Here is a 24,793-nt window from a genome sequence, read left to right on the forward strand (position 1 = left end):
CGCAGCATCTCGGAGGCGCACTGGTGGCCGGATTTCTGATCAAACGAATTTTGCAGGCGTTGTTCGTGCTTGTCGCGATGACGCTGCTCGTCGCTTTCGCGGTTCGCCTGACAGGCGATCCGGCATTGATGCTGACGCAAGGCGCAGGCAGCATTACCGAAGCCGATCTCGCGCGTATCCGTGAAGGGCTTGGCCTCAACCAGCCGTTCTTCGTTCAGTATTGGCAGTTCCTCAAGGGACTGTTCACGATGGATCTGGGACGCAGTTTCCTCGGTGGAACGCCGGTTTCCACGCTCGTTGCTGGCGCTCTGCCCGCCACGCTGATGCTGGCCTTCGCCTCGCTGTTCGTTTCTATCGTGATTTCCGTTCCACTCGGTATCAAGGCTGCGGTGTCGCGTGGAAAATGGGCCGATCAGCTGATCCGCATCTGCTCGCTGGTGGGCCTGTCCTTTCCGAATTTCTGGCTGGCGACCATGCTGGTGCTGCTGTTCGGCATCTCGCTGCAATGGCTACCGCCAAGCGGCATGAGCGGCATTGCAAGCTTCATCATGCCCGCGCTCACCATGGGCGTCATCCTGACTGCAACCAATGTTCGTCTTGTGCGCACGGCGATGCTGGAGACGCTGCAATCGCAATATATTATGGTGGCGCGCGCCAAGGGGTTGAGCGAGAACAAGGTTCTCTACAAGCATGCGCTGCGCAATTGCGCCATTCCGTTGATCACCTATCTCGGGCTTCAGTTCGGCGGTCTTCTCGGTGGTATCGTCGTGGTGGAACGCGTGTTCAACTGGCCGGGCATGGGCACACTTGCCTTCGACGCGGTGGCCGGGCGCGATTATCCTGTCCTGCAGGCCACCATCGCGATCCTTTCCATGCTGATCATCGGCGTCAATCTTCTCGTGGACATCGCTTATGGCCTTGTCGATCCGCGTATCCGCACGGAGTAGGACCCATGGCAACCAAGACCTCATCCGTTCTGTTTTCGCGTTTTGCGAGCCTCGAATTCATCGTCGGCGTTGTGCTGACCGGCTGCATTTGTCTGGCGGTGATTTTCTCCGGCTATCTGTTTCCGGGCGGCGCCAACAAGATCGATCTCCTGGCGCGCCTGACACCGCCATTTGTCAATCAGGCCCATATTTTCGGCACCGATCCGCTGGGCCGCGATGTGCTGGCGCGTGTCATCACCGGCGGCAAGATTTCGCTGTTTGTCGGTTTTGTCTCGGTGATCGGCTCCGTTCTTATCGGCACCATCATGGGTCTCGTCGCCGGCTATTATCGCGGCTTCTGGGATATGGCGCTGATGCGCTTTGTCGATGTGCAGCTGGCCATGCCCTTCATATTGCTTGCCATCACTGTGATGGCCATTCTGGGTGGCGGGCTTTTCAACACCATCATTTTGCTGATCGTCTCGCAATGCGTGCAATATGCGCGACTGGTGCGCGGCTCGGTGTTGTCGTTACGCGAGCGCGAGTTCATCCTGTCAGCCCGGGCCATCGGCGTGAAGGACTGGCGCATCATCTTCCAGCACCTGCTGCCGAACCTGCTTGGTCCGGTCATCGTGCTGATGACGCTCAATGTCGCCAATAATATCCTGCTGGAATCGAGCCTGACCTTCCTCGGCCTCGGTGTCGATCCGACCATTCCAAGCTGGGGCGGCATGCTGGCCGATGGTCGCACTTATCTCCAGACTGCATGGTGGGTGAGCATTTTCCCGGGCCTCGCCATTCTGTTCACGGTGCTTGGTCTCAATCTTCTTGGCGACTGGCTGCGCGACAGCCTCGATCCAACCGGCAGGACTTCCCGATGAGCGTGCTTTTTGAGAAAACCTATCCGCGCACCATTCATGCGCTTGTCGAACGCTTCCTGAAACCGGAAATGCGCGGCGCGAAGGTGGACGCATGGCTGTTCGATGACCAGCCGAGCCGCTTTGCCGCGGAAACGACGCTGCGCGAGGCAGGCGTCGAGGTACGGCTGCGCTCGGCTTATAAGCCGCTCCTGCATTTCTTTCTGGAAGAAGTTGATGGCTCGGCGCTGAAGTCGGCAGCGATCCGTTATCCGCGTCATGACGCCTGTGTACAGAACCGGTTTCTGCTTGAGACCTATCCTTTATCAGCACTTCTTCCGGAAGCGGAGATAGATTTCTCGGCTTCGGGCAAAGACGATTTTCATTATGAAGTCGATCTGGTCTTTGCCGATGGCCATAGCGAGAGCCGCCGGGTTTTCGCGCCGAACCGCGTGCATGTGGATTTCATCGGCGAAACGCTGGTGTCGCCGACCGGCTGGCTGGCCGTCACGCAGCACGGCAAGATTGAAAGCGCGCGCTATGAGACATCCTATGAAAAGCTGTTTCATGACACCGTCGCGGCCATCGCCGCCCATGACTGGAAGCGTGGCGAACCTTATTTCGATGAGCTGAACATCGCGGTCAGTCTGCCGATCACCGACCGCCGCCTGCCTTACGATGAGGAAACGCTGAGCCTCACCGAAGCCATGCACGAGGATATTTACTTCTCGCTGCTCGAAGTTTTTCAGAAGAAGTCAGGTCGCCCGGTGGGCGATCGTGGCTTGCAACCGGGCCAGATCGTGCCGGAAGTCCGCTTTCGCGATGCCGAGCCGTCGGTCAAAGTGGAGACACGCTCGCTTTCAACCGATGACGCGCTGACGGCAGAACAGGTTCTGGAGACGGCGCAAGCGCCGCTTTCCGCCGATCAGATCCGCCGTGAAATTGCCAGACTGGGCGGCAAGCCGTTCGAGGCAAAGACCCGCTCTGGCCGAACGGTGCGCGCGACTTATCGCAACGGCAGCGATGCCGCGATGATGATCAGCGCCGGTCAGCATGCCAATGAAACGACAGGTGTTGTTGGCGCGTTGCGCGCAGCCAACCTGCTTGCGGTGCGTGAAGGCGCGCATTTTACGATCTCCCCGCAGGAAAATCCGGACGGATACGAGATACACAAGCGCCTTTGTGCGCTTCAGCCGCACCACATGCATCACGCCGCGCGCTATACGGCGCTGGGTGACGATCTTGAATATCGCAGCGGCGAGGGGCTTTACGAAAAGGCCATTCGTGTCGAGGCTGAAAAGCTGACGGATGCGAAACTGCACGTCAACCTGCATGGTTATCCATCGCATGAATGGACGCGTCCGCTGTCCGGTTATGTGCCGCGTTCCTTTGCCATGTGGACGTTGCCGAAGGGCTTTTTCCTGATCATCCGCCACCATGCCTCCTGGGAGAAGGCAGCAGAAGAACTAATCGACCGCGTGACGAAACATCTGGCCGCGATTGATGGCTTGGTTGCCTATAACAATGCCCAGATCAGGCTGTTCGAGCAGTATGCAGGCGAAACGGGTTTCCGCATCATCAATGGGTTTCCGTGCCTCGTCGGCGTGGATGACCGCCATACGGTGCCATTGACGCTGATCACCGAATATCCGGATGAGACGGTTTATGGAGATGCTTTCGTCAAGGGACATACCGCGCAAATGGAAACCGTGCTGGCATCCTATGATGCCTTGCAAATGATGTTTCCCTCGGATGCGGTTGCCTAAAGATAATAAACGCCAATGCGTTTGCCGCCGATAATTTCGACGGCAATCTCCATCTCGTAAATGTCAGCGAGGATTTCTGGATGAATAAGTTCATCCGGGCTTCCTTGATGCACAACCTTGCCGTGGCGCATGGCGACTATGTGGTCGGAATAGCACGATGCGAAATTGATATCGTGCAGAACCAGAACAACGGTTTTTCCAAGTTCGTCTGCAGCTCGCCGCAACAACTTCATCATTGAAGCTGAATGCTTCATATCGAGGTTGTTGAGCGGTTCGTCCAGCAGCACATAATCTGTATCCTGGCATAGCACCATTGCTACGAATGCACGCTGGCGCTGTCCGCCCGAAAGTTCATCCAGAAAGCGTCCGCTTAGATATTCAAGACCGAGATAGCCGATGGCCTGCTCGACATGATTGCGGTCTTCACTATTCGGGCGGCCTTTAGAATAGGGATAACGACCGAAGGTTACGAGGTCGCGCACGGTCAGGCGGGAATTAATCGCATTTTCCTGTCGTAGGATCGAAAGGCGTTTTGCCAACACATCACCGGATGTCGTTGAAACATCGAGTCCGTCTACGGTCACACGACCCTTGTCCATTGGCAGGAGACGGCTCACCATCGAGAGCAGCGTCGATTTTCCTGCCCCATTCGGCCCGATGATCGAGGTTATGCCGCAAGCAGGTAATTTCAGGGTCACGTCATCGACGACAAGTGTGCTGTTATAGGATTTGCTGACTTGGCTGATTTCTATCAACGCGCGTGCCCCCTGACGAGAAGGATAATGAAGACAAGGCCGCCCAGAAACTCGATGATGACACTGAGTGCGGTATTGAACGAGAAGACCCGTTCCAGGATGGTCTGTCCGCCAACGATGCAGAGGATTGCAAGCAAGATGGCTATAGGCAGGATAAACCGGTGTTTTGCCGAACCGGCAAGCATGTAAGCCAGATTGGCGACCAGAAGACCGAAAAAGGTTATAGGTCCAACCAGTGCGGTGGAAACGGAAACCAACACTGTGACCATGAACAGGATTTTGCGCACGATGCGTCGATGATCGACGCCCAGATTGATTGCCGGATCTCTGCCGAGTGACAGGACGTCAAAGACATAGACGAAGCGCAGACCGTAGAGCGAAACAGCCGCGACAATGACGGCTGACATAATCAGAATGTCGCTATTGATGGTGTTGAAGCTGGCAAAGAAACGGTCTTGCAGGACAGCGAAAAGATTTGGATCAAGCATCCGCTGCATCAGGTTGGAAATGCTGCGGAAAAAGACACCGCAGACAATGCCGACAAGCATAATGAGGTGCAGGCTGCGCGTTGCTCCGGAGAAGAGCCAGTAATAGAGTGTACCAGCGAAAACCACCATGATAGCGGTTTCTGCCAGAAAGCGAATATTCGGTCCGATCCAATCGATTTGAACGGCGCCGAAGAAGAAGACTACCAATGTCTGAATCAGAATATAAAGCGCGTCGAACCCCATGATCGAGGGGGTTAGGATGCGGTTGTTCGTGACTGTCTGGAACAACACCGTTGAAACCGCAATCGAGTATGCGACCAGTACCATGGCTGCAAGCTTGGTGCCGCGGAAGGACAGGATGAAAGACCAGCTTCCCTTTGCGCCGACTGTCATGAATGCTGCCACTGCAAGCAGAGTGAGTACAGAGAGGAGCGAGAGGATCAAGGTAGGGCGCTTAAGCAAGGCGTGAACCCCGCCGCAACAGAAGATAGAGGAATATGACGCTTCCCACGACTCCCATCATCGTGCCGATTGGAATTTCGTAAGGAAAGCGGACTACTCGCCCGACAATATCGCAGGCAAGAACAAGTCCAGCGCCGAGTACTGCAACCCACGGTACAGCCCGCCGCATATTGTCGCCGATGAACATGCTGACGACGTTCGGGACGATAAGACCAAGGAAAGGTATCATGCCAACGGTCACGACGACTGATGCGCTGACCATCGAAACGATGACAAGGCCAAGTGTGACTACACGGCGATAATTTAGGCCAAGGTTGGTGGTGAAATCCTCGCCCAGTCCCGCGACCGTGAAGCGGTCAGCGGCAATGTAGGCGATGATTGTAAGGAAGAACGCAAGCCACAAGAGTTCATAGCGTCCGCGAAGGACGCCGGAAAAATCGCCGGTTGTCCAGGAATTGAGCGATTGCAGAAGATCAAAGCGGTAAGCAATGAAAGTAGTGATTGCACTGACAACGCCACCAAGCATGATGCCGACCAAGGGCACGACAAGAACGGATCGCAACGGAATGGCGCGAAGAATGCGAAGGAACAATGCAGTTCCGGCAAGCGCCGTAACAGAAGCGACCAGCATTTTTCCGATTACAGGCGTTTCCGGTGCGAACAATATGACCAGAAGGATGCCAAGACTGGCTGATTCCACTGTGCCCGCCGTCGATGGTTCAACGAAACGGTTGCGTGTCAGCATCTGCATGATCATGCCTGAGACGGCCATGGACATGCCCGCCAGAATGATTGCAAGGGTACGTGGAATACGGCTGACAAGCATGACTTCGGCGGCACGGTCAGTGGCTTCGGTGCCGAATAGCGTGCTCAGCGACACATCGCTGACGCCGATAAACAGGCTGATGACAGCCAGTACGACGACAACGGCAATGGCTGCTGCAAGTCCCTTCACGCTCGTTTCCTGTTCTGTTGCCTGATCACGGTTTCGGGCCACCTGCTACTAACTGTGTGGCCCGACCGGATTGGGTTTGGAAAGCTGTTACTTTGCTTTGTCGAAAGCCTGGGAAAGCTGATCGATCGTGCCGTGAAGCGCGCCGAGACCGCCACCAATCAGATACCAGTTCTGAGCGTTCAGATAGACAAGCTGCTCCCTTTTCCAAGCATTGGTCTGGCGCACGAGCTCATTGTCCAGAACCTGCTTTGCCGAATTGCCTTCACGACCGATGGCAGCATCACGATCGATGACAAACAGCCAGTCGGGATTGGTTTCGAGGATAAATTCCGAGCTCACGGGCTGGCCATGATTGCCGATGGAAAGGTCAGGCGCTGCAGGCTTGACCCCGAAACTGTCATGCAAGACGCCGAAACGCGAACCGGGGCCATAAGCGCTGATTTTGCCGCCGGAAGTGAGGATCAGAAGGCCGGTGCCTTTGTTGGCGGCCTTTTCCTTCAATGCAGCAAGTGCGGCATCAAGCTTCTCGGCTTCCGCCTTTGCTTCTGCTTCCTTCCCGAAAATCTGGCCAAGTTTCTCGACATTGGCTTCAGTGTCGGCGATGAAATTCTTCGCATTGGTCGTCAGATCGATGGTTGGAGCGATCTTCGAAAGCTCACCATATTTCGCAGCCGAACGACCTGCCACAATAATAAGATCTGGTTCTGCCGCATTAACGGCTTCATAGTCAGGCTCGAACAATGTGCCGATTTTCGCATACTCGTCGCCCTGATATTTCTTCAGATATTCAGGAAACGATATGCCGCTGGGAACACCAGTTACCTTGACGCCAAGGCGATCCAGATTGTCGAGGGTGCCAAGATCGAAAACCAGTACCTTAGCCGGTGAGGCCGGAACTGCTGTTTCACCCTGAGCATGCTTGATAGTCACATCAGCAGCATTTGCAGTTGAGGCAATGCTCAGCGCCATTATGGCGGCACCGCACAGGCGTGTAACCTGTTGAGCGATATTCAGCATGATGTTCGATCCTTTCATCAATCCTGTGCTTTACAGTCAAGTATCTTCTCCGTCAAAGACCGAGAGAGAAAATTCAGTTGTTTTTGCCCTTGGGGTTTTGTCCGAGCACAATGAAATTAAGGCTGTCCGCCACCGTGAGCGGTATCATTGAGCCGTGGCTCTCATCCTCGAAACGATGAAAGGCTGCGCCGACTTGCGGTAGTTCAGAAAGCTCTTTGAAGATGTCTGAACCGGAAGGTCCGCCACGCAGTTTCTTCAAACGGTCATCGTCCTGCTTCGTCTGGCCGGGGCGGCTACCACGTTTGCCGGAGGTTTCTATAAGCAAGCGGATTGGGCGAGGGGCATCCTTGAAGCGCGTGATGAACTGATTTTTATCAGTTAGAATTGAACGATCATTCCACCAGATCGATGGGTCCGCTGCGCTATAGCTCTGGAAGGAATTCGTGTGGTTGAACAAGGCATAAAGGGTGAACAATCCGCCCAGAGAGTGGCCGAACAGGGCCTGTCGGCTTTTATCGACGTTGAAACGCTTTTCGACTTCCGGCTTTACCTGATTGTCGATGAAGTCGAAGAATGCATCTCGTCCTCCAGTCTTTGGTACATTGAAGTGGACTGGGATCAGATCGTCAGGTGTCGGAGGCGTGAGGTCGAAATATCGCAGGCTGACGATTTCTTCCTGATTGTCAGTCGGATAGCCGATGCCCACAAATACAGCCTTCAGGGCAGAGTTTTCTGCCATGAGCTTTGCTGCAATCGGCAACATGCGATTGCCGTCGACCATGTATATGACAGGATAGCCACCTTCGGGTGCAGCCTCCTGCGGTGCAGCGGTGAATATACGATAGGCGATGCCGTTGGCTTCCATATCAAAGGACGAGGTGGAAGGCTCAGCAGCCTTCACGGTGGAAGCCATCAGTATCCCCGTCATCATCAGGCATGCTTTCTTCACGATATTCGTCAGTGCGCTCATAAGAGCATCCCATTCATGGAAAAGACGCCAGCCATTGCGGGCAGGCGTCTTTTTGTTGTGATACTAGAAGCGGGAAGTCATGCCGACCCAGAGGCGACGACCATCGACGACTGTATTGAAGTCATCGACATCTACTTTCTTGTCGAAGACGTTGTAGACGGCAGCGTTCAGAGTGACATTCTCGCTGAAGTCATACGAACCGCCGATATCGAAGGTTGCATAGGGCTTGTATTTGCGAGCGACTACCTTGCCGTTCCTGTAGACGGGTTCACCGGCTGTGCCGATACGCGCACCCGCATTGGTTTCTTCGCCGTGGTAGTTGCCGCTGGCCCATGCACTCAAGCCTTCAACCGGCGTTATCCAATCTGCACGCAAGCTGGCCATGTGCTTCGGCGTACGTGTCAGAGGCAAGCCCTTGTAGTCACCGGTCTGCTGTTCGGAGTCGGTGTAGGTATAGTTGCCGCGCACGGTAATTGTGTCGGTTGCTTCCCAGTTGAAGGTTAACTCCACACCTTGCATGACGGCTTCATCGATATTGAAGCTGTACCAGAGACGATAGTTCGGATCTTCGCTCCAGCGAATTGGATTACCATTGGCATCCGTCACCAGCGCATTGCTGATCTTGTCTTTGAAATCCGTGTAGAAATAGGTTGCGCCGAGGCGAAGGCCAGACTGGTTGTCCCAGAGAACACTCGCTTCATAGCTTGTGCTCTTTTCAGGCTGCAGATCTGGATCGCCGATGATTACGCCGCAGGTGCCGTTTGGACCATACGAGCATCCCGCGCCGCCCGTCGTATAAGCATATCCCGGGGCGATAGTACGGAGTTCCGGTGCACGGAAGCCGGTGGAGATACCGCCCTTGAACGTCAGTTGTTCAGTTGCGTGCCAGACGGCATAGCCGCGTGGGCTGAAATGGGAGCCATAAATCTCATGGTCGTCCATACGCAGACCGCCTGTCAGGGCGAAGTCTGGCGTGATCCACCATTCATCTTCTGCAAAGAGTGCCCACTGGCGAACGCTGAACTCTTCATCCAATCCGGTACGACGTCCTGGGTTCTGATCGGTCAGCACCGATTGCGAAAACTGTCCACCGGTTACCAGCGTGTGATTACCGTAGAATTCGAACGGAGTTGTGAACTTGCCATCGAGTACCGAATTACGGATATGCGGCGAACGCAGGTTCTCGACGTAGCTCTTGGTCTTGTTGTCCCAATTGAAATTGGTGCGTTCTGCCCATTCTTGCTGGAATGAGAATTCCGACGTTGTCGGTCCCCAGCGACCAGTATGGCTGATCGACCAATGATCGCGATCATTGTAGTTGTAGGAATCCGAGCCCGATGCCGCCGTGTTGCCGACGGTGGCGTCGCGACGAAGGCGAGTCTTGCCCAGCTCGAGCATGATATCATGATCTTCATTCGGCGTGATTGTAACGCGACCGGTGATGTCGATATCTTTCTGTTCTGGCGTCCCGCTGACGATATTGTCTTCCTGTCGCTTGAGACCGCGTCCCCAGACCTGAACACCGACGAGGTTCGGGACCAGCGGCCCGGTCATGTAGTAAGACCCCTGCAACGAATTTCCGAATTTGGAATGCTGCTGAACCGTGCCGTCTACAGAGAAAGAACCGCTCCAGGTGTCGGATACTTTCTTGGTGATCACGTTGATAACGCCGCCCATCGCGTCCGATCCGTAGAGCGAAGACATGGGGCCACGAATGACCTCGATCCGTTCGATTGCGTTCGCAGGCGGTAAGAAGCTCTGCTCGAAGCCGGAGTTGCCGTTGGTGCGGGCATCGCGCGTGCTCTGGCGCTTCCCGTCAACGAGCAGCAAAGTATAAGAACCAGGAAGACCACGAATGAATATGTCGCGCTCGGCCGCCGGACCTGTCACCGCGACGCCCTGAACGTCTTTCAGAGCATCGGTCAGATCGCGATAGGCGCCTTTTTCCAGCTCTTCGCCAGGAACGACAGTGATGCTTGCCGGAGCGTCGGTGATATTCTGTTCGAACCCTGTTGCCGTGACAACAATCTGATTAAGTTTGACAGCTCCATCAGCGGTCGTTTCGATGCCCGCTTCCGTTGCCTTTTTCTTCTTGGTGCCAGCTTCGTCTGAAGTTGCCTCTTCCGCAGCGTTGATCGCGGTTTGCGCGATGGCATTCATTTCGCTCAGAAGTAGCGTTGTGGAAAGACACGTCCCCGCAAGGATCGCCCGATAAATGAGCGATTTGCTGGCCAAACGCCTGTTCTGTGTACCATCGGCCCACAATCCCCGAAACAAGCTGGTCATTTTCGTCACCGTTTAAAGTTGAGTTTTCAAGTCTCCTTATGTATGGCTGTCGGGTGACGTCAATCGTGATGTTTTATAAGCGTTCTAAATTTCAAAAACCGCAAATGGACGGGCAAGAAAGTGATGTCGGGCAAGCAGGTGAAAACGCAGCAACAAACGGAGAAAGGTGAGAGTGAAAGCCTTCGTTTGGGACAATTGCGCTTGCTTATCGCTCTTGATGCACTTCTTGTGGAAGGCAGTGTTGGCGGTGCTGCCAAACAGATGGGTTTAAGCATTGCGGCTATGAGCCGACTGCTCGGACAGATTCGCGGAAAGTTCAACGACCCCATTCTGGTTCGCTCCGGCCGAAACATGGTGGCTACACCAAAAGCCGAAGCGCTCCGTGGGCGTCTACGGCGGTTGGCGAATGAGGCCGAAACGTTGTTGAGTTTGGACTTTACCGAATTGCCGAAGTCGAGCTGTACTGGGCATCACGGGTGGAAGCGAAGCGCCATTGTAACACCGCCGCCGCTCGGAATCCGTAAGGTCGTTGAGCTCGAAAACCATCCGACACCGGAGCAGCTTGCAGCACAGTTCGCTAACATCCAGGACGAAAACGATCCGGCCAGACGACTAGCGAAATATATCGCTGTTGTAGGGCGAAAAGCCGGGCACACCCGTCCGCTCGAGATGTCTGAGGCTGACGATGCATTCACGACGATTTTTACGGGTAATGCCGATCCAATGCAGATCAGTGCGTTGCTCCGGCTCATTCACTATCGTGGGGAAACTGCACCTGAACTTGCTGGCATAACGCGAGCAGCGAGACGAATTTATTCCATGGACGCGGGCTTGAACATGCCAGCGCTGGATTGGCCAGCTTATCTATCGCCGAATTCTGTGCAGTCACCGTGGTTCATGCTTTCAGCCTTGCTGGTCGCGCGGGCTGGTTATCCTGTTGTCTTACACGGTAATTGTGGCACAGGTGAAATCTCGGGCAAGCTTGAGATAGCGGCCGAAGCTATCAATCTCCCGATCGCGACATCACATTCGCTCGCAGAAGGTGCATTAAGAGCGCATGGCATCTGTTTTATGCCGTTGGCCGGTTTCGCTCCTCAGATTCATGCGCTGATGGCGCTTTACCCACTGTTCGAGTCGCGTTCATCTATGAATAGCCTCGTTCATTTGCTCAATCCGATGAATCTCAAGGCATCGTTTTTGGGTGTTACACAGCCCACATATCGTGAGTTACACCGCGATGCGGGCGTACTTCTTGATATGCCTTCTATTTCGGTAGTTTCGACCAGCCGGGACGTTGCCGAGTTAGTTCCGCATCGAACGCATACGATCCATAGGCTTCTTAATGGTCGTGAAACAGATTTATTGCTTCCGACCCTTTCCAAGGAAAGTGGTGACAAGCATTCGAGCTTCAGTTCATTCGAATACTGGTATGGCATCTGGTCTGGCGCGGCAACGGACAAACGCGCAGAAAATACAATCGTTGCGACGGCTGCCATGGCGATGATGACGGCTGCCGTCGCAGACAATGAAAGCCATGCGCAATTTTTCGAGAAAGCCGAAGAGCTCTGGCGAAATCGCCACAGCCGGGCGGCAGCCTGATTTGGAAGTAGTTGCGATTGTGGAACGTAAAACTGTTTCACGTCCGGCAGAATTTGAAAAAGCTTTCTCTCGCTCGTTCGAGGATGGCAAGTCCATGCTTTGTCTACTAATTTTGTAGGCTTTATCTTTCTCCCCGTGAATTCGATTGCAACAGGGGAGCTTCGATGGTCAATCAGGTACTCGGCGAGGCGGGGACGTCTATTTTTGAGGCGATGTCGCGGCTTGCTGTTGAGCGTGAAGCCATCAATCTGGGGCAGGGGTTTCCAGAAGGCTTTGAACCGCCTGAACTCCTTGATGCCGCTGTTCGCGCTCTTCGTGAAACTTCACAACAATATCCGCCCATGATGGGGCTGCCGGTTCTCCGCCAAGCTGTCGCAGAAAACGCAAAGCGATTTCTCGGTCTAGACGTAGACTGGGAAAGGGAAGTTCTAGTTACGTCCGGCGCTACGGAAGCGCTCGCCGATACTTTTCTGGCGCATCTGGATACGGGCGACGAGGTTATCCTGTTCGAGCCGGTTTACGATGCTTACGCTACGCTTATCCGCCGCGCAGGTGGGAAGGTGGTGCCGGTACGGCTGAAACCGCCTCATTGGGAACTACCGCGAGAGGAGCTGGTAAAAGCCATTTCTCCACGGACGAAACTCATTGTTGTCAATACGCCGATGAACCCAATCGGCAAGATACTGGATCCAGATGAGCTGGACCTTCTCGCCGAACTTGCGATCAAGCATGATCTCGTGATCGTTTCGGATGAGGTCTACGAACATCTCGTCTTCGACGGTCACCCGTTTCATTCTATGTTCGGTGTTGAGAAAGTCCGCGACCGTGTCGTGCGAATTGGTTCCGCCGGAAAGAGCTTTTCATTGACAGGATGGAAGGTCGGCTATGTGACAGCCGCCGAAAAACTTCTGGCTCCGATCGCTCGCGCCCACCAGTATGTCACTTTCACCACGCCGCCAGCATTGCAGTCGGCGGTTGCGGTTGGGCTTTCGTTACCTGATAGCTACTTTTTCGGCCTTCGAGCGACGCTGGCATCGCGACGGAATCTGCTGGTTGAAGGGCTGAAATCTGCGGGTTTTGATGTCGTAGCTGTCCATGCCACCTATTTCGCGGTGGCCGATATAAAGTCGCTCGATCATGGCGGTGACGATCTCGATTTTTGCCGACGGTTGACGCTTGAAGCGGGTGTAACCCCGGTTCCTATCTCATCTTTTTTTGGTGCACGCGATGTGCGCAGCCACGTCCGTTTCTGTTTCGCCAAGCGCGAAGAAACGCTGCGGGAGGCCGCTTCACGGCTGGTCCAGTGGAATAATGAGCACAATTGGCGCACCGCATCATAGGCGCGCCCGAAAATCACTACAGGGAAAACAAGATGCATTCAGTTTCATTTTTGCGCGGCGCAGTTTCCGCGGCACTTTTCTCAGCGCTCGTCGCTTCACCGGCGCTTGCGGAAAAAATCCGGTTTGGTGTGACGTCGGGGCCGCATGCTGAAATCGCCGAAGCATTCGCACCCGTTGCCAAGGCAAAGGGACTGGATATCGAGATTGTGGAGTTTTCGGACGGTGCACTGATCGACCCGGCGACAAATGATGGCGATCTCGACGCCAATGGCTTTCAGCATACACCTTACTTCGATCAACAGAACAAGGATCGAGGTCTCAATCTCGTTGCTGTTGGCGGACGTACTGTCTTGCTGCCAATGGCTGGTTACTCACGCAAGTACAAATCTCTAAGTGAGCTGCCAGAGGGCGCACAAATCTCCATTCCCAACGATCCGAGCAATGCAGGCCGTGCCTTGAAGCTTCTTGAAGCTGGCGGCGTTATCAAGCTTACGCCGGGTGTAACTTTCAACGCAACAGAACTCGATATTGTCGATAATTCGCAAAAGGTCAAAATCATACCGATGGAAACGGCCCAGCTTCCGCGGTCGCTGGAAGACGTGGATTTTTCCGTCATCACTTCACATTTTGCGCTGAGTGCAGGGCTGGTTCCGACCCGTGATGCGATCCTGATCGAAGACCAGTTATCCGATTATTTCTGCCTGCTTGCGGTCGCGGAAAAAAACAAGGATGCACCATGGGTCAGGACGCTCGTCGAGGCTTATAAATCTCCTGATGTCAAAGCCTTCATCGAGAAGAAGTTCGATGGCAATATCGTAGCGGGTTGGTGACATGAACGTGCTCGTACGCAGCGGACCTGTGTCGAACGCCGTACCGGACGATACAAACCCGGCACCGTCAATCATCGACATACGTTCGCTGACAAAGACCTTTGACAAGAAGGCCGGTCCGGTCATCGACAATGTCTCGCTTCAAATCGCCAAGGGAACCATTCACGGAATCATTGGTCGTTCAGGCGCTGGAAAAAGCACGCTCGTGCGTTGCCTGAATGGTCTGGTGCACCCAACCGGAGGACAAGTCGTTGTTTCCGGGCGAGAGATCACAACGTTGCGTCAAGGCGAATTGCGACAGGTTCGTCGTGAAGTATCAATGATATTTCAGCATTTTAGTCTTCTGTCTTCACGAACTGCTTTTGGCAACATAGCCCTGCCACTGGAGCTCACAGGCGTTGATCGCAGCACCATAAGAACCCGCGTGAACGATTTGCTTGATCTGGTGGGCCTCAAGGGAAAGGCCGATGCTTATCCATCGGAACTGTCTGGTGGTCAGAAACAGCGTGTGGGTATCGCGCGCGCATTGGCTCTGGAGCCGAGCGTTTTGCTGTCGGATGAGGCGACGTCGGCGCTTGATCCCGAAACCACGGAGCAAATTCTTTCGTTATTGAAAGATATCAATCGGCGACTGGGGCTGACGATTGTACTCATAACGCATGAAATGGACGTGGTGCGCCAGATCGCAGACCACGTGACGGTTCTTGATGGCGGCAAAGTCGTTGAAAACGGAGCGACCTTCGACGTCTTCGCCTTTCCGCAAACACCGATCGCCCGGTCATTTCTGGCTAGCATCGTCGCCCACGACCTCCCGCCGGAAGTATCGCAGCGGGTGCTTCCACAACCAGTTGTTGGGTCGGATCCGGTTCTACGCATTATCTTTTCCGGTGAAGCCGCGCATGCGCCGGTCGTTGCGACACTCGTGCAGCGCTTCGGGATAAATCCGAACATATTGCACGGGCGTATAGACTATATCGGCGGCAGACCACTGGGCGTCATGACACTCGTCGCTGAGGGTGGTTCCACCGATCTTACCGACGTCCGCAATTATCTGTCTTCACTCAATCTTCATGGAGAGGTCATCGGTCATGTTGTCCGATCTGCTTCCGCCGGCACTCGTCGGGCTCTTGCTTGAATCGCTGAAGCAGACGGCCATTATGGTGGCCGCATCTGCCACTCTGTCGACATTAATTGGCCTGCCGCTCGGTGTTGCACTGGTTGTTACCAGTCCGGGCCAGTTTCTTGAACGACCGGTCTTCAATCGTATTGCTGGTACTGTCGTCAATCTGGTTCGATCCACGCCATTCATCATTTTGATGGTGGCGATCATTCCCTTGACGCGCCTGATTGCCGGAACAACTGTTGGCACCTATGCGGCCATCGTGCCACTGACCGCGGCCATCACACCTCTTTACGCACGGCTTGCCGAAACGGCGATGCGTGAGGTGGACCACAGCCTGATCGAGGCTGCGGAAAGCATGGGCGCAACACCAATTCAGATCATCTTCAAGGTGCTCTTGCCTGAAGCGCTACCCGGGATCATTGCGGGGCAAACGGTTACGCTAGTCAGCCTTGTCGGGTACTCGGCGATGGCAGGAACAGTCGGCGGCGGTGGACTTGGCGATCTCGGAATTCGCTTCGGATATCAGCGCTTCATGCCGGAGGTCATGGTGGCCGTCGTCATCATCCTGGTTGCGATCGTGCAATCCATCCAGATCACGGGCGACTACGCTGCCCGTCTTGTCAATCACCGTGTGGCGCGCAGCCGTCGTTCACGCTGAGAGTTTTTCAGGAGGTTCCAATGACCATACACACCACTCTGATCAATCTGCCTCTGCTTGACTTGTCCCGTTTCAACGGCAGTGCTGAGGAGCGCGACAGTTTCATTGAGGAGCTGCGCCGCACTCTTCACGAACATGGCTTTTTCTATCTCACGGGACATGGCGTCGATCCGAAACTCGTGGAGGACGTGGTTGCAACGGCGAAGACGTTCTTCGCACTTCCAGCGGAAGAAAAACTCAAGATAGAAATGGTGAAGTCATCGCATTTCCGCGGTTACAATCGTGCCGGCCTTGAACGGACGCGTGGCGAGCAGGATTGGCGCGAACAGCTCGATATCAACACGGAAGCAGAACCTGCCGAGATCGGTCCGAATAGCCCGGCATGGAAGCGTTTGATCGGCCCGAACCAGTGGCCGGAAGCACTGCCCGAACTTAAGCCATTGTTGCTTGCTTATCAGGCTGAGGTGACGCGCGTTGGCATTGATATTCTGAAGGCTATCGCCGCGGCTTTGGGGCAGTCGGAAGACTTTTTCGCCCAGATTTATGAGCCGCATCCGTCTCAGCTCCTAAAGATTATCCGTTATCCGGGGCGCGATGTGGCGGAAAGTGAGCAGGGAGTGGGCGCACATAAGGACGGCGGTTTCGTTACTGTGTTGCTGCAAGATATCATCCCCGGCCTGCGCGTTCAGCGGGAAGATGGCGAATGGATTGATGCACCTCCGGTTCCCGGCACTTTTGTTATCAATACGGGAGAATTGCTTGAGCTTGCCACCAATGGATTCGTGCGGGCAGATGTGCATGGCGTTGTCGCGCCGCCAGCCGGTGTGGAACGCTTTTCCGTCGCCTTCTTTCTCGGTGCTCGATACGACGCGACGATTCCGGTTATAGATTTGCCAGATGAGTTGAAGACCAAGGAGCGCGGTGTGACTGTCGACACGCTGAACCCGATCTTCCGTGAAGTTGGTGCGAACAATCTAAAAAGTCGCCTCCGGTCCCATCCTGATGTTGCGCGTGCTCATCATGCAGATTTGCTGACACCCGAACAATTGGCGGATCGCTCGCCCGGATCGACATATTGACAGGTTGATCTTCATTTTCCAGGGCGTCGTGGTCGTGCTGACGAGAACGCCCTGTTCACCCCATCCCTTGACGGCTAATTGTGCTGGTCTCAACAGCCGTCAAGGAACGAGTCCGGGGGTACGTGGTTGATCCAGATCGTTCCGGAACATGCGACACCCTCACGAGTGACCGCCGCTCATGTTTCGCTTTTTCGCAAACATTTATAAGCTGCGATTGCTGACAGGTGAGCGCGGCAGCTATCATTATGGTGGAAACCTTTTATCATTTTGCCAAGCGGATGCCGGTCTTTTTTCAAAAGTTTCGGCAGATTGACCGTGTAGTTGTCATTTTGAACAATTTGTTCCCACGAAATTTAACAAATCCACGGCTTGATCGTTCAAAGCATCAATGGAAATCTCCCTGCACTTATAAAAGCGTGAAGTAGGGAGGGGATCGCTGAAATGCCTGTAATGCCCAAATTGTGTGCCGATACCATAGTATATAACGGTGCGATCTGGTGTGGATATGAAGAGGGCACAGTCGAAGCCCTGGCCATCTGGCAAGGCAAGGTGCTCGCTACGGGCACCAAGGATCAAATCTGGTCTTTGAAGGGCGATAATACGCGTTTGATCGATCTGAAAGGACGCTTTGCCACACCCGGGCTGAATGACGCTCACCTGCATCTCATTTCGATTGGGTTGACACTCAAGTGGATTGATGCGACGCCGCAAGCGGCGCCGACATTGCAAAGCCTGCTTGACGCCATTCGGGAACAGGCTGCTTCCGCACCTCCCGGCGCATGGATCAGAGCACGCGGCTATGACCAGACGAAGCTCGATGTCGGTCGGCACCCGCATAAATCGGAGCTTGATGCTGTTGCTCCACACAATCCCGTCATGGTGGTACGCGCATGTGGCCACGTCTCGATCTTCAATTCGAAGGCATTTGAACTGGCGGGTATTGACGAAAATTCCCCGGTGCCAGATGGCGGCTTGATCGAGCAGAAGAATGGTACTTTGACGGGGATGGTTGCAGAAAATGCGCAAGGCGCCGTCCGCAAAGCGATCCCCAAGGCAACGACGGAAGAGATGATCGAGGCCATTGAGGCTGCAGGCAATCTTCTCCTTTCCTATGGCATCACCAGCGTTATGGACGCCGCTGTCGGTCAGGTCGCAGGCTTCGATGAAATCCGTGCCTACGACCTCGCCAAACTCGACAAGCGCTTGCCGGTGCGCACCTGGCTCGTGCTGCTCGGCGATCCGGGACCTTCCATTGTCGAAGAATGCTACAAAGCAGGACTTGTTTCCGGTGTCGGCGATGACATGCTGACAGTCGGTGCCGTCAAGATTTTCCTTGATGGATCGGCGGGCGGACGCACTGCATGGATGAGCAAGCCGTATCTCGGCGACGACGATAATATCGGTGTCCAGATATTGCCGGATGCAGAACTGGAAGCGCTGGTGCTCGATGCCCATAAAAAGGGTTATCAGTTGGCTTGCCACGCTATCGGCGATGCAGCGATTGGACAGCTTATTACAGCCTATGAAAAGGCACTCGCAGTGCATCCCGATCCAGATCGCCGTCACCGTATCGAACATTGCGGCTTTTCGACACCGGAACAGCATGAGCGGATGAAGAAAGCCGGGATTTATCCTTGCCCGCAACAGGTCTTCATATACGATTTCGGTGACGCCTATATTTCTGTTCTTGGCGAGGAACGCGCTCTTTCAAGCTATCCGCTGAAAACTTGGAAGGATCTGGGCTTTAAGCCTGCGACTGGCAGTGATTCACCGGTCTGCCATCCGAATCCCTATCCAAACATCTATTCGATGCTTACGCGCGAAACGGGTAAGGGAACGGTGATGGATACCCGCGAATGCGTGACCATCGAAGAGGCCCTGCAAGTTTATACGGAGTTCGGTGCTTTCTCTCAGAAGCTGGAGAATGTGAAGGGCAAGCTTGTACCTGGGCAGGTTGCTGATATTGCGGTCTTTTCACGCAATATGCTTACCGCGAAGCCGGAAGAGATTCTCAATGACACGCATTGTGTTCTTACCATGCGTGACGGTGAGGTCGTATTCGAACGGTCGTGAGTTAAATGCTCCCGGTTTCCGGGGGCAATAAAAAGAATTGAAGCGTAAACGCTTCGGGGCGATTTCGGGCAGCGAGGTTTCGACAGAGCTGTCCGAAGAACGGTTCATCTGAATCGCAAGAATGACATTTATGAAGGGGAACAACATGAGAAAATTTGCTTTGCTGGCAGCGCTGTCCGCAGTCCTGCTGGCCGGAACGGCGGCTTACGCGGCGGACGAGCCACGTTCGGGAGGCGTCATCAATTTTGTCGCGCCCTACGGCGACAGCTTCTCGACGCTCGATATTCAAGCATCGCCTGCCACACAAGACGAGTTCTACGCCAAGGCGATTCACCGTACGCTCTATGATTGGGATGCTGATCTCAACAAACCGGTACTCGGTCTTGCAACCGATGTGACTGTGTCCGACGACAGGCTCGTCTATACCTACAAGCTTCGTCAGGATGCATTTTTCCACAATGGCAAGCCTTTGACGGCAGACGACATTATCTGGAGCTATACCCGGATCATGGATCCGAAAAAGGCATTCCCACCGGCACGTTACATCGCCGAAATCAAAGGGGCGGAGGAATATACGCAGGGCAAGGCCAAGGAAATTTCCGGCCTGAAGAAGATCGATGACCATACGCTCGAAATCACGCTGAAACAGCCAATTGATCCGGGCTTCCAGTTCATGCGTAACAACACTGCCATTTACCCGGCAGGTGAGGGGGATAGCGAAGAGTTTCAGCGCCACCCGATTGGTCTCGGACCTTATAAGTTTGCGGAATATGTTCCTGGCTCTCGCCTGACAGTGGAGAAGTGGGACAAGTACTACGAAAAGGGCAAGCCCTACGCCGACAAGATCAATATCATGATCATGGGTGATGCGGCCGCGCGCGACGTTGCGTTCCGCAACAAGGAGATCGACGTAGCCGTGCTCGGGCCGGCACAATATACCGCCTATCTTGCCGATCCTGAACTGGCAAAGAATATGGTCGAGGTAGCTGAGGTATATACGCGCGCCGTCGGCTTTAATCCGGATTTCAAGCCGTTCCAGGACAAGCGCGTTCGTCAGGCAATCAACTACGCCATCGATAGCGATCTCATCATCAAGCGTCTCGTCAAGGACAAGGCCTATCGTGCTGTTGGTTGGCTGCCAAACTCATCGCCAGCCTTCGACAAGGATGCGAAGCCTTATCCGTATGACCCTGAAAAAGCAAAAGCTTTGCTTGCTGAAGCTGGGTATCCCGACGGCTTCGAATTCGAATTGACAGCAACGCAAAACGAGAGTTGGGGCCTGACCATCGTTCAAGCGATCATTCCGATGCTCGCCAAGGTCGGTATCAAGGTGAAGGCAAAGCCGGTCGAAGCGTCAGTGCTTGCGGATGTAGTTCCGGCTGGCAATTTCCAGGCCTATATGTGGTCGCTCGAAAGCGGTCCGGATGCACTGACGGCGATGCAGTGCTTCTATTCCACGACCCCACAATCTGCGTGTAACTACCAGAAGTTCTCGAACGCAGAATTCGACAAGATTGTCGATGAGGCAAAGGTGGCGAAAACTGAAGAAGAGAAGAACGAGCTTCTGAAGAAGGCCAACAACCTGTTGCAGGAAGAAGCGCCGGTCTGGTTCTTCAACTACAATAAGGCTGTCATGGCACATCAGCCATGGTTGCATGGCCTGCAGCCAAACTCGGCGGAGCTCGCCGTTCAGTCCTATGAAAAGCTGTGGGTTGATGACACGGTTCCGTCCGGTCGCTAATTCTGGCTGATCTGGATCGGCCCGCTCGTTATCGGGCGGGCCTCTGATCCCCTTTGCTCCAGCGTAGTTTACGCTGATCCGAAAGGAGGACCATGTGCTCTATTTTATTTTTCGGCGCATCTTGCAGATGATACCGACGGTTGTCGCTGTATCGCTGCTGATCTTCGTCATTTTCAGTGTTGTTCCGGGCAGCATCGCTTCTGGCCTAATTGCCAATGGCAAGGGCATGAACGACCCGAAGATGGTCGAAAAGATCACTCAGGAATTTGGCCTCGACAAGCCTGTCCATGTGCGTTTCGGCAATTATCTGGTTCAACTGGCACAGTTTGATCTCGGTACGTCCTATCGATCAAGACAGCCCGTTGTCTCGCTTATTCAGGAGCGCATGTGGCCAACATTGAAGCTCGCTTTTGCAGCTATGGGGTTTGCGATCCTGATAGGCGTACCGCTTGGCTTTCTCGCGGCACTTAAACCCGGAAGCCTTCTCGACAGTGTGACGATGATAGGCGCAGTCTCGGGCCTCTCGCTACCACAGTTCTGGCTGGGCCTGCTAGCCATGTATCTCTTCGCACTGACACTTGGATGGTTGCCGAGTTTCGGCTATGGCGATGGAGGCATCAGAAACGTCATTCTGCCTGCGCTGACGTTGGGTGTTGCGCCATTGGCGTTGCTGGCAAGAACAACGCGTGCAGCCGTGCTTGAAGTGATGGGCGCTGATTTCATTCGTACCGCCCGCTCTAAAGGCATGAGCAGCTTTCGCCTGGTGAAATGGCATGTCATGCGCAATGCGCTGGTGTTGATTATCACGACAATCGGCTTGCAATTCGGATCGATGATGGGGCAGGCCGTGGTGGTGGAGAAGTTATTCTCGTGGCCGGGCCTTGGCTCCTTGCTGATCGATAGCGTTTCGCTGCGCGACATTCCCGTGGTGCAGGGGGCAATTCTCGTAATCGTGTTGTGGTTTTTGGTCATCAATACGATCGTTGACATTCTCTACGCGGTTATCGACCCGCGCATAAGCCACGAGTAAGCCTATGAAGCTCCGTTTCAATCTCGTATTTGGCGGGTTCGTGTGCATCGTAATCGTAGGCGCTGCCGTATTTGCACCATTGCTGGCGCACTATAATCCGGTTCTCGATGCCGATCTGATGAATGCAGAACTGCCCCCCGATGCACAATTCTGGTTCGGCACCGACGCACAGGGCCGCGATGTTTATTCGCGCATCCTCTATGGTGCGCAAGTATCTTTGACCGTTGGTGTCGTCTCGCAGTGCATCAACACTGTTATTGGACTGTGTTTTGGCATTTCTGCCGGTTATTTCGGCGGTTGGTGGGATGATTTCGTCAATGGTCTGACTAATCTCATGCTGGCAATTCCGTCGCTGATCTTCGCGCTGGCAATCATGGCTGTCCTCGGCCCCGGTTTGCCAAGCCTTCTGCTCGCGCTTGGTCTGACGAATTGGTCCTGGACTTGCCGCATTGCGCGCAGTTCCACCCTTTCGCTAAAGAAGCAGGGCTATATTCAGGCTGCCAAGATGCTTGGCTATAGCGATGCCCGCATCATGATCACGCAGATCGTGCCAAACATGATCGGGCCTATTCTTGTGATCGGTACGCTCGGAATGGGCGACGCAATTCTCGCAGAAGCAGCACTTTCCTATCTTGGTCTTGGGATCAGTCCACCAGATCCAAGCTGGGGTAACATGCTCACCGATGCGCGTGAGTTGATCGTGAACGCGCCTTGGGCTGCCGTGTTTCCCGGTTTGGCCATCTTCTTCACGGTGCTTGGACTCAATCTGTTCGGGGACGGTCTTCGCGACTGGCTCGACCCGCATATGAGGACACGCAAGGTATGAGCGAACAAGCACTTCTTGAGGTAGAGAACCTCCGGATCGATATTGTTTCTGGTTCGAGCAAACATAACGTGGTCGAAGACGTATCGTTCACTATCGGAGCCGGCGAGACATTCGGACTGGTTGGAGAGTCTGGCTGCGGAAAGAGCATCACTGCACTATCGATGATCGGATTGCTGCGCAAACCACTGTCGATAACAGATGGCGTGATACGCTTCAAAGGGCAGGATTTGCGGTCGATGTCGTCGCGTGAAATGCGCAAGCTGCGCGGCAATCGCATAGCGATGATCTTTCAGGAGCCGATGACTGCTCTCAATCCGTTGTCGCCAGTAGGGCGTCAGATTGCGGAAATGTTCGTGCTGCATCAGGGTGCGACCTGGCACGAGGCGGAGCGCAAAGCGATCGAAGCGCTCGCCAGTGTTCAAGTTCCTGCGCCAGAGCAACGTGTGAAGAACTATCCACATCAGATGTCTGGCGGTATGCGCCAGCGTGTAATGATCGCTATCGCACTCGCGTGTGATCCAGATTTGCTGATCGCTGACGAACCCACGACCGCGCTTGATGTGACTGTTCAGGCGGAAATTCTTCGTCTGATGCAAGAGCTTTGCACTGCACGAGGAACTTCTGTCCTGATGATTAGTCATGATCTTGGTGTCATCGCGAAAATGTGTCGTCGCGTGGGGGTCATGTATGCTGGGCATTTGGTCGAGCAGCGCATAACAGCAGGCCTGTTTCACCACCCGGCTCATCCTTATGCGCATGGTCTTCTGGCCTCTCTACCGCAGCTCGGATCACGACAAAAAGCAGGTCAGTTGCGGCTGCAGGAAATCGAAGGCGTGGTACCCTCCATTTCCGCTTTTCCAAAGGGCTGCAGGTTCGAGCCGCGTTGTACGCGCGCGACTGATATTTGCCGTGCGCAAAAACCGGGCTGGACGCCACTTGAAGATGCCGGTGTGGTGAGGTGTTTCCATCATGAATGACATGCATTCCGCCAAACTGGCAGAACCATTGGTCCGCATCGACGATGTCTGCGTTTACTTCCCGGTGAGCGGCGGCATTTTCAGTCGCTCAAAGCAATTGCTGCGTGCCGTCAACAATCTCAGCCTGACCCTCAACAAAGGCGAGTGTCTTTCGATTGTTGGAGAGTCCGGTTGCGGTAAATCTACGCTTGCACTCTCCCTCGTCGGCTTGCAAAAGCCGACGAGCGGGCAAATCTATTTTGAAGGACGACCGATCACCGGAAAGGACGAACCGTCACGGCTGGAACGAGCAAAGATGGCGCAGATGGTCTTTCAAGATCCGTTCGCTTCACTCAATCCGCGCCAGACAGTCTATACGTCCCTGGCGGCGCCCTTGCGACTTCACGGTGTGACCTCGCGCAGCGAAGTCGATGGGCGCGTCGAGGAAATTTTGCGTCTTGTCGGTTTGAAGCCCGAGCAGGCAAAGCGTTTTCCGCACGAGTTTTCGGGTGGGCAACGCCAGCGCATCGGCATAGCACGCGCGCTGCTGCTCAATCCGAAAGTTATCGTGCTTGATGAGCCTGTTTCGGCGCTCGATGTTTCGATCCGGGCTCAGATCATCAATCTGCTGCTGGAACTGAAAGAACGGCTCGGTCTCTCTTATATCATGATCAGCCATGATCTGAGTGTCGTAGAGCATATGAGCGACCGTGTGGCGGTTATGTATTTCGGGCAGATTGTTGAGAGCGGACCGTGGGATCGGATATTCTCGAACCCGACGCATCCCTATACACGGAGACTGATTTCGGCCATTCCCGATCCGATGACGGAATTGACGGGCGGTCGGCTGCTCGACGATACAAGCCCACCGCAAGCACCGGAAGGTTATGCATTCTACCCCGAAAGCTTTGGCACGCACGATGTTCATGAAGTGCCGCCACGGACACAATTCATCGATATAGGCGGGGACCATCGCATTCGCGTTATCGAGAAAGCTTGAGTATCAAGTAAAAAACTAAAAAGCGCCGCTAACCGGCGCTTTTTATTGTCGTAGTA

The 24,793-nt window shown here is 54.4% G+C and carries 21 protein-coding genes; 15 read left to right on the forward strand and 6 right to left on the reverse strand.

Annotation, left to right across the window (positions count from 1 at the left end; all coding sequences use genetic code 11):
• Window positions 1-23: 23 nt before the first annotated feature.
• Genes CES86_RS24770 through CES86_RS24780 form a run of 3 tightly spaced genes read left to right on the forward strand, consistent with a single transcriptional unit; the run spans window position 24 to window position 3,549 of the window.
• Window positions 24-947: an ABC transporter permease gene (locus CES86_RS24770; protein ID WP_036587650.1), complete on the forward strand. Its 924-nt coding sequence runs from the start codon at window positions 24-26 to the stop codon at window positions 945-947.
• A 5-nt stretch (window positions 948-952) separates the two neighbouring features.
• Window positions 953-1,807 (forward strand): ABC transporter permease, encoded by an 855-nt coding sequence (locus CES86_RS24775; RefSeq protein ID WP_029927154.1) that lies wholly within the window; start codon window positions 953-955, stop codon window positions 1,805-1,807.
• The gene (locus CES86_RS24780; RefSeq protein WP_094515668.1) at window positions 1,804-3,549 is read left to right on the forward strand and encodes a M14 family metallopeptidase; all 1,746 of its coding nucleotides are present in this window, start codon (window positions 1,804-1,806) and stop codon (window positions 3,547-3,549) included. Before CES86_RS24775 ends, CES86_RS24780 begins: the two co-directional genes overlap by 4 nt.
• On the opposite strand, the gene CES86_RS24785 is transcribed toward CES86_RS24780, so the two are convergent.
• The 6 genes from CES86_RS24785 to CES86_RS24810 all read right to left on the reverse strand — a co-directional run bounded on the left by CES86_RS24785 (window position 3,546) and on the right by CES86_RS24810 (window position 10,482).
• Complete coding sequence (locus CES86_RS24785) at window positions 3,546-4,304, reverse strand: iron ABC transporter ATP-binding protein (protein ID WP_094515669.1); 759 nt, start codon at window positions 4,302-4,304, stop codon at window positions 3,546-3,548. The two genes, CES86_RS24780 and CES86_RS24785, sit on opposite strands and share 4 nt — an antisense overlap.
• The gene (locus tag CES86_RS24790) at window positions 4,301-5,254 is read right to left on the reverse strand and encodes an iron chelate uptake ABC transporter family permease subunit (RefSeq protein WP_012093164.1); all 954 of its coding nucleotides are present in this window, start codon (window positions 5,252-5,254) and stop codon (window positions 4,301-4,303) included. The genes CES86_RS24785 and CES86_RS24790 overlap by 4 nt, the downstream gene beginning before the upstream one ends.
• Entirely contained in the window at window positions 5,247-6,209 is a 963-nt protein-coding gene (locus CES86_RS24795) for an ABC transporter permease (protein WP_094515670.1), read from the reverse strand. Before CES86_RS24795 ends, CES86_RS24790 begins: the two co-directional genes overlap by 8 nt.
• Window positions 6,210-6,296: 87 nt before the next feature.
• Window positions 6,297-7,244 (reverse strand): siderophore ABC transporter substrate-binding protein, encoded by a 948-nt coding sequence (locus CES86_RS24800; RefSeq protein WP_010658983.1) that lies wholly within the window; start codon window positions 7,242-7,244, stop codon window positions 6,297-6,299.
• 55 nt (window positions 7,245-7,299) lie between these two features.
• Window positions 7,300-8,196 (reverse strand): alpha/beta hydrolase, encoded by an 897-nt coding sequence (locus tag CES86_RS24805; RefSeq protein WP_094515671.1) that lies wholly within the window; start codon window positions 8,194-8,196, stop codon window positions 7,300-7,302.
• Between the two features lie 63 nt (window positions 8,197-8,259).
• Window positions 8,260-10,482: a TonB-dependent receptor domain-containing protein gene (locus tag CES86_RS24810; RefSeq protein ID WP_094515672.1), complete on the reverse strand. Its 2,223-nt coding sequence runs from the start codon at window positions 10,480-10,482 to the stop codon at window positions 8,260-8,262.
• A 123-nt stretch (window positions 10,483-10,605) separates the two neighbouring features.
• Between CES86_RS24810 and CES86_RS24815 the strand changes: the two genes are divergently transcribed.
• The 12 genes from CES86_RS24815 (at window position 10,606) to CES86_RS24870 (ending at window position 24,737) form a co-directional block, all read left to right on the forward strand.
• Window positions 10,606-12,081: a glycosyl transferase family protein gene (locus CES86_RS24815; RefSeq protein ID WP_094515673.1), complete on the forward strand. Its 1,476-nt coding sequence runs from the start codon at window positions 10,606-10,608 to the stop codon at window positions 12,079-12,081.
• Window positions 12,082-12,245: 164 nt separating this feature from the next.
• Window positions 12,246-13,421 (forward strand): aminotransferase, encoded by a 1,176-nt coding sequence (locus CES86_RS24820; RefSeq protein ID WP_012093158.1) that lies wholly within the window; start codon window positions 12,246-12,248, stop codon window positions 13,419-13,421.
• Window positions 13,422-13,453: 32 nt separating this feature from the next.
• Window positions 13,454-14,251 carry a MetQ/NlpA family ABC transporter substrate-binding protein gene (locus CES86_RS24825; protein ID WP_094515674.1) on the forward strand — a complete coding sequence of 266 codons (798 nt, stop codon included), beginning with the start codon at window positions 13,454-13,456 and terminating at the stop codon, window positions 14,249-14,251.
• Between the two features lies 1 nt (window position 14,252).
• The gene (locus tag CES86_RS24830) at window positions 14,253-15,386 is read left to right on the forward strand and encodes a methionine ABC transporter ATP-binding protein (protein ID WP_094515675.1); all 1,134 of its coding nucleotides are present in this window, start codon (window positions 14,253-14,255) and stop codon (window positions 15,384-15,386) included.
• Complete coding sequence (locus tag CES86_RS24835; protein ID WP_012093155.1) at window positions 15,340-16,032, forward strand: methionine ABC transporter permease; 693 nt, start codon at window positions 15,340-15,342, stop codon at window positions 16,030-16,032. Before CES86_RS24830 ends, CES86_RS24835 begins: the two co-directional genes overlap by 47 nt.
• Before the next feature lie 20 nt (window positions 16,033-16,052).
• A complete protein-coding gene (locus tag CES86_RS24840) occupies window positions 16,053-17,111 on the forward strand; it encodes an isopenicillin N synthase family dioxygenase (protein ID WP_094515676.1) in 1,059 nt (352 codons plus the stop codon).
• 450 nt (window positions 17,112-17,561) lie between these two features.
• Window positions 17,562-19,184, forward strand: coding sequence for an amidohydrolase (locus tag CES86_RS24845; RefSeq protein ID WP_374828113.1), 1,623 nt, complete (start codon window positions 17,562-17,564; stop codon window positions 19,182-19,184).
• 145 nt (window positions 19,185-19,329) lie between these two features.
• Window positions 19,330-20,925 (forward strand): ABC transporter substrate-binding protein, encoded by a 1,596-nt coding sequence (locus CES86_RS24850; protein WP_036587364.1) that lies wholly within the window; start codon window positions 19,330-19,332, stop codon window positions 20,923-20,925.
• A gap of 94 nt (window positions 20,926-21,019) precedes the next feature.
• Complete coding sequence (locus CES86_RS24855; protein ID WP_012093151.1) at window positions 21,020-21,955, forward strand: ABC transporter permease; 936 nt, start codon at window positions 21,020-21,022, stop codon at window positions 21,953-21,955.
• A 4-nt stretch (window positions 21,956-21,959) separates the two neighbouring features.
• Complete coding sequence (locus CES86_RS24860; protein WP_012093150.1) at window positions 21,960-22,781, forward strand: ABC transporter permease; 822 nt, start codon at window positions 21,960-21,962, stop codon at window positions 22,779-22,781.
• A complete protein-coding gene (locus tag CES86_RS24865; protein WP_010658970.1) occupies window positions 22,778-23,758 on the forward strand; it encodes an ABC transporter ATP-binding protein in 981 nt (326 codons plus the stop codon). The genes CES86_RS24860 and CES86_RS24865 overlap by 4 nt, the downstream gene beginning before the upstream one ends.
• Window positions 23,751-24,737, forward strand: coding sequence for an ABC transporter ATP-binding protein (locus tag CES86_RS24870; protein WP_010658969.1), 987 nt, complete (start codon window positions 23,751-23,753; stop codon window positions 24,735-24,737). The genes CES86_RS24865 and CES86_RS24870 overlap by 8 nt, the downstream gene beginning before the upstream one ends.
• Window positions 24,738-24,793: the final 56 nt, after the last annotated feature.

Source organism: Brucella lupini (assembly GCF_002252535.1).
Taxonomy (GTDB): Bacteria; Pseudomonadota; Alphaproteobacteria; order Rhizobiales; family Rhizobiaceae; genus Brucella; species Brucella anthropi.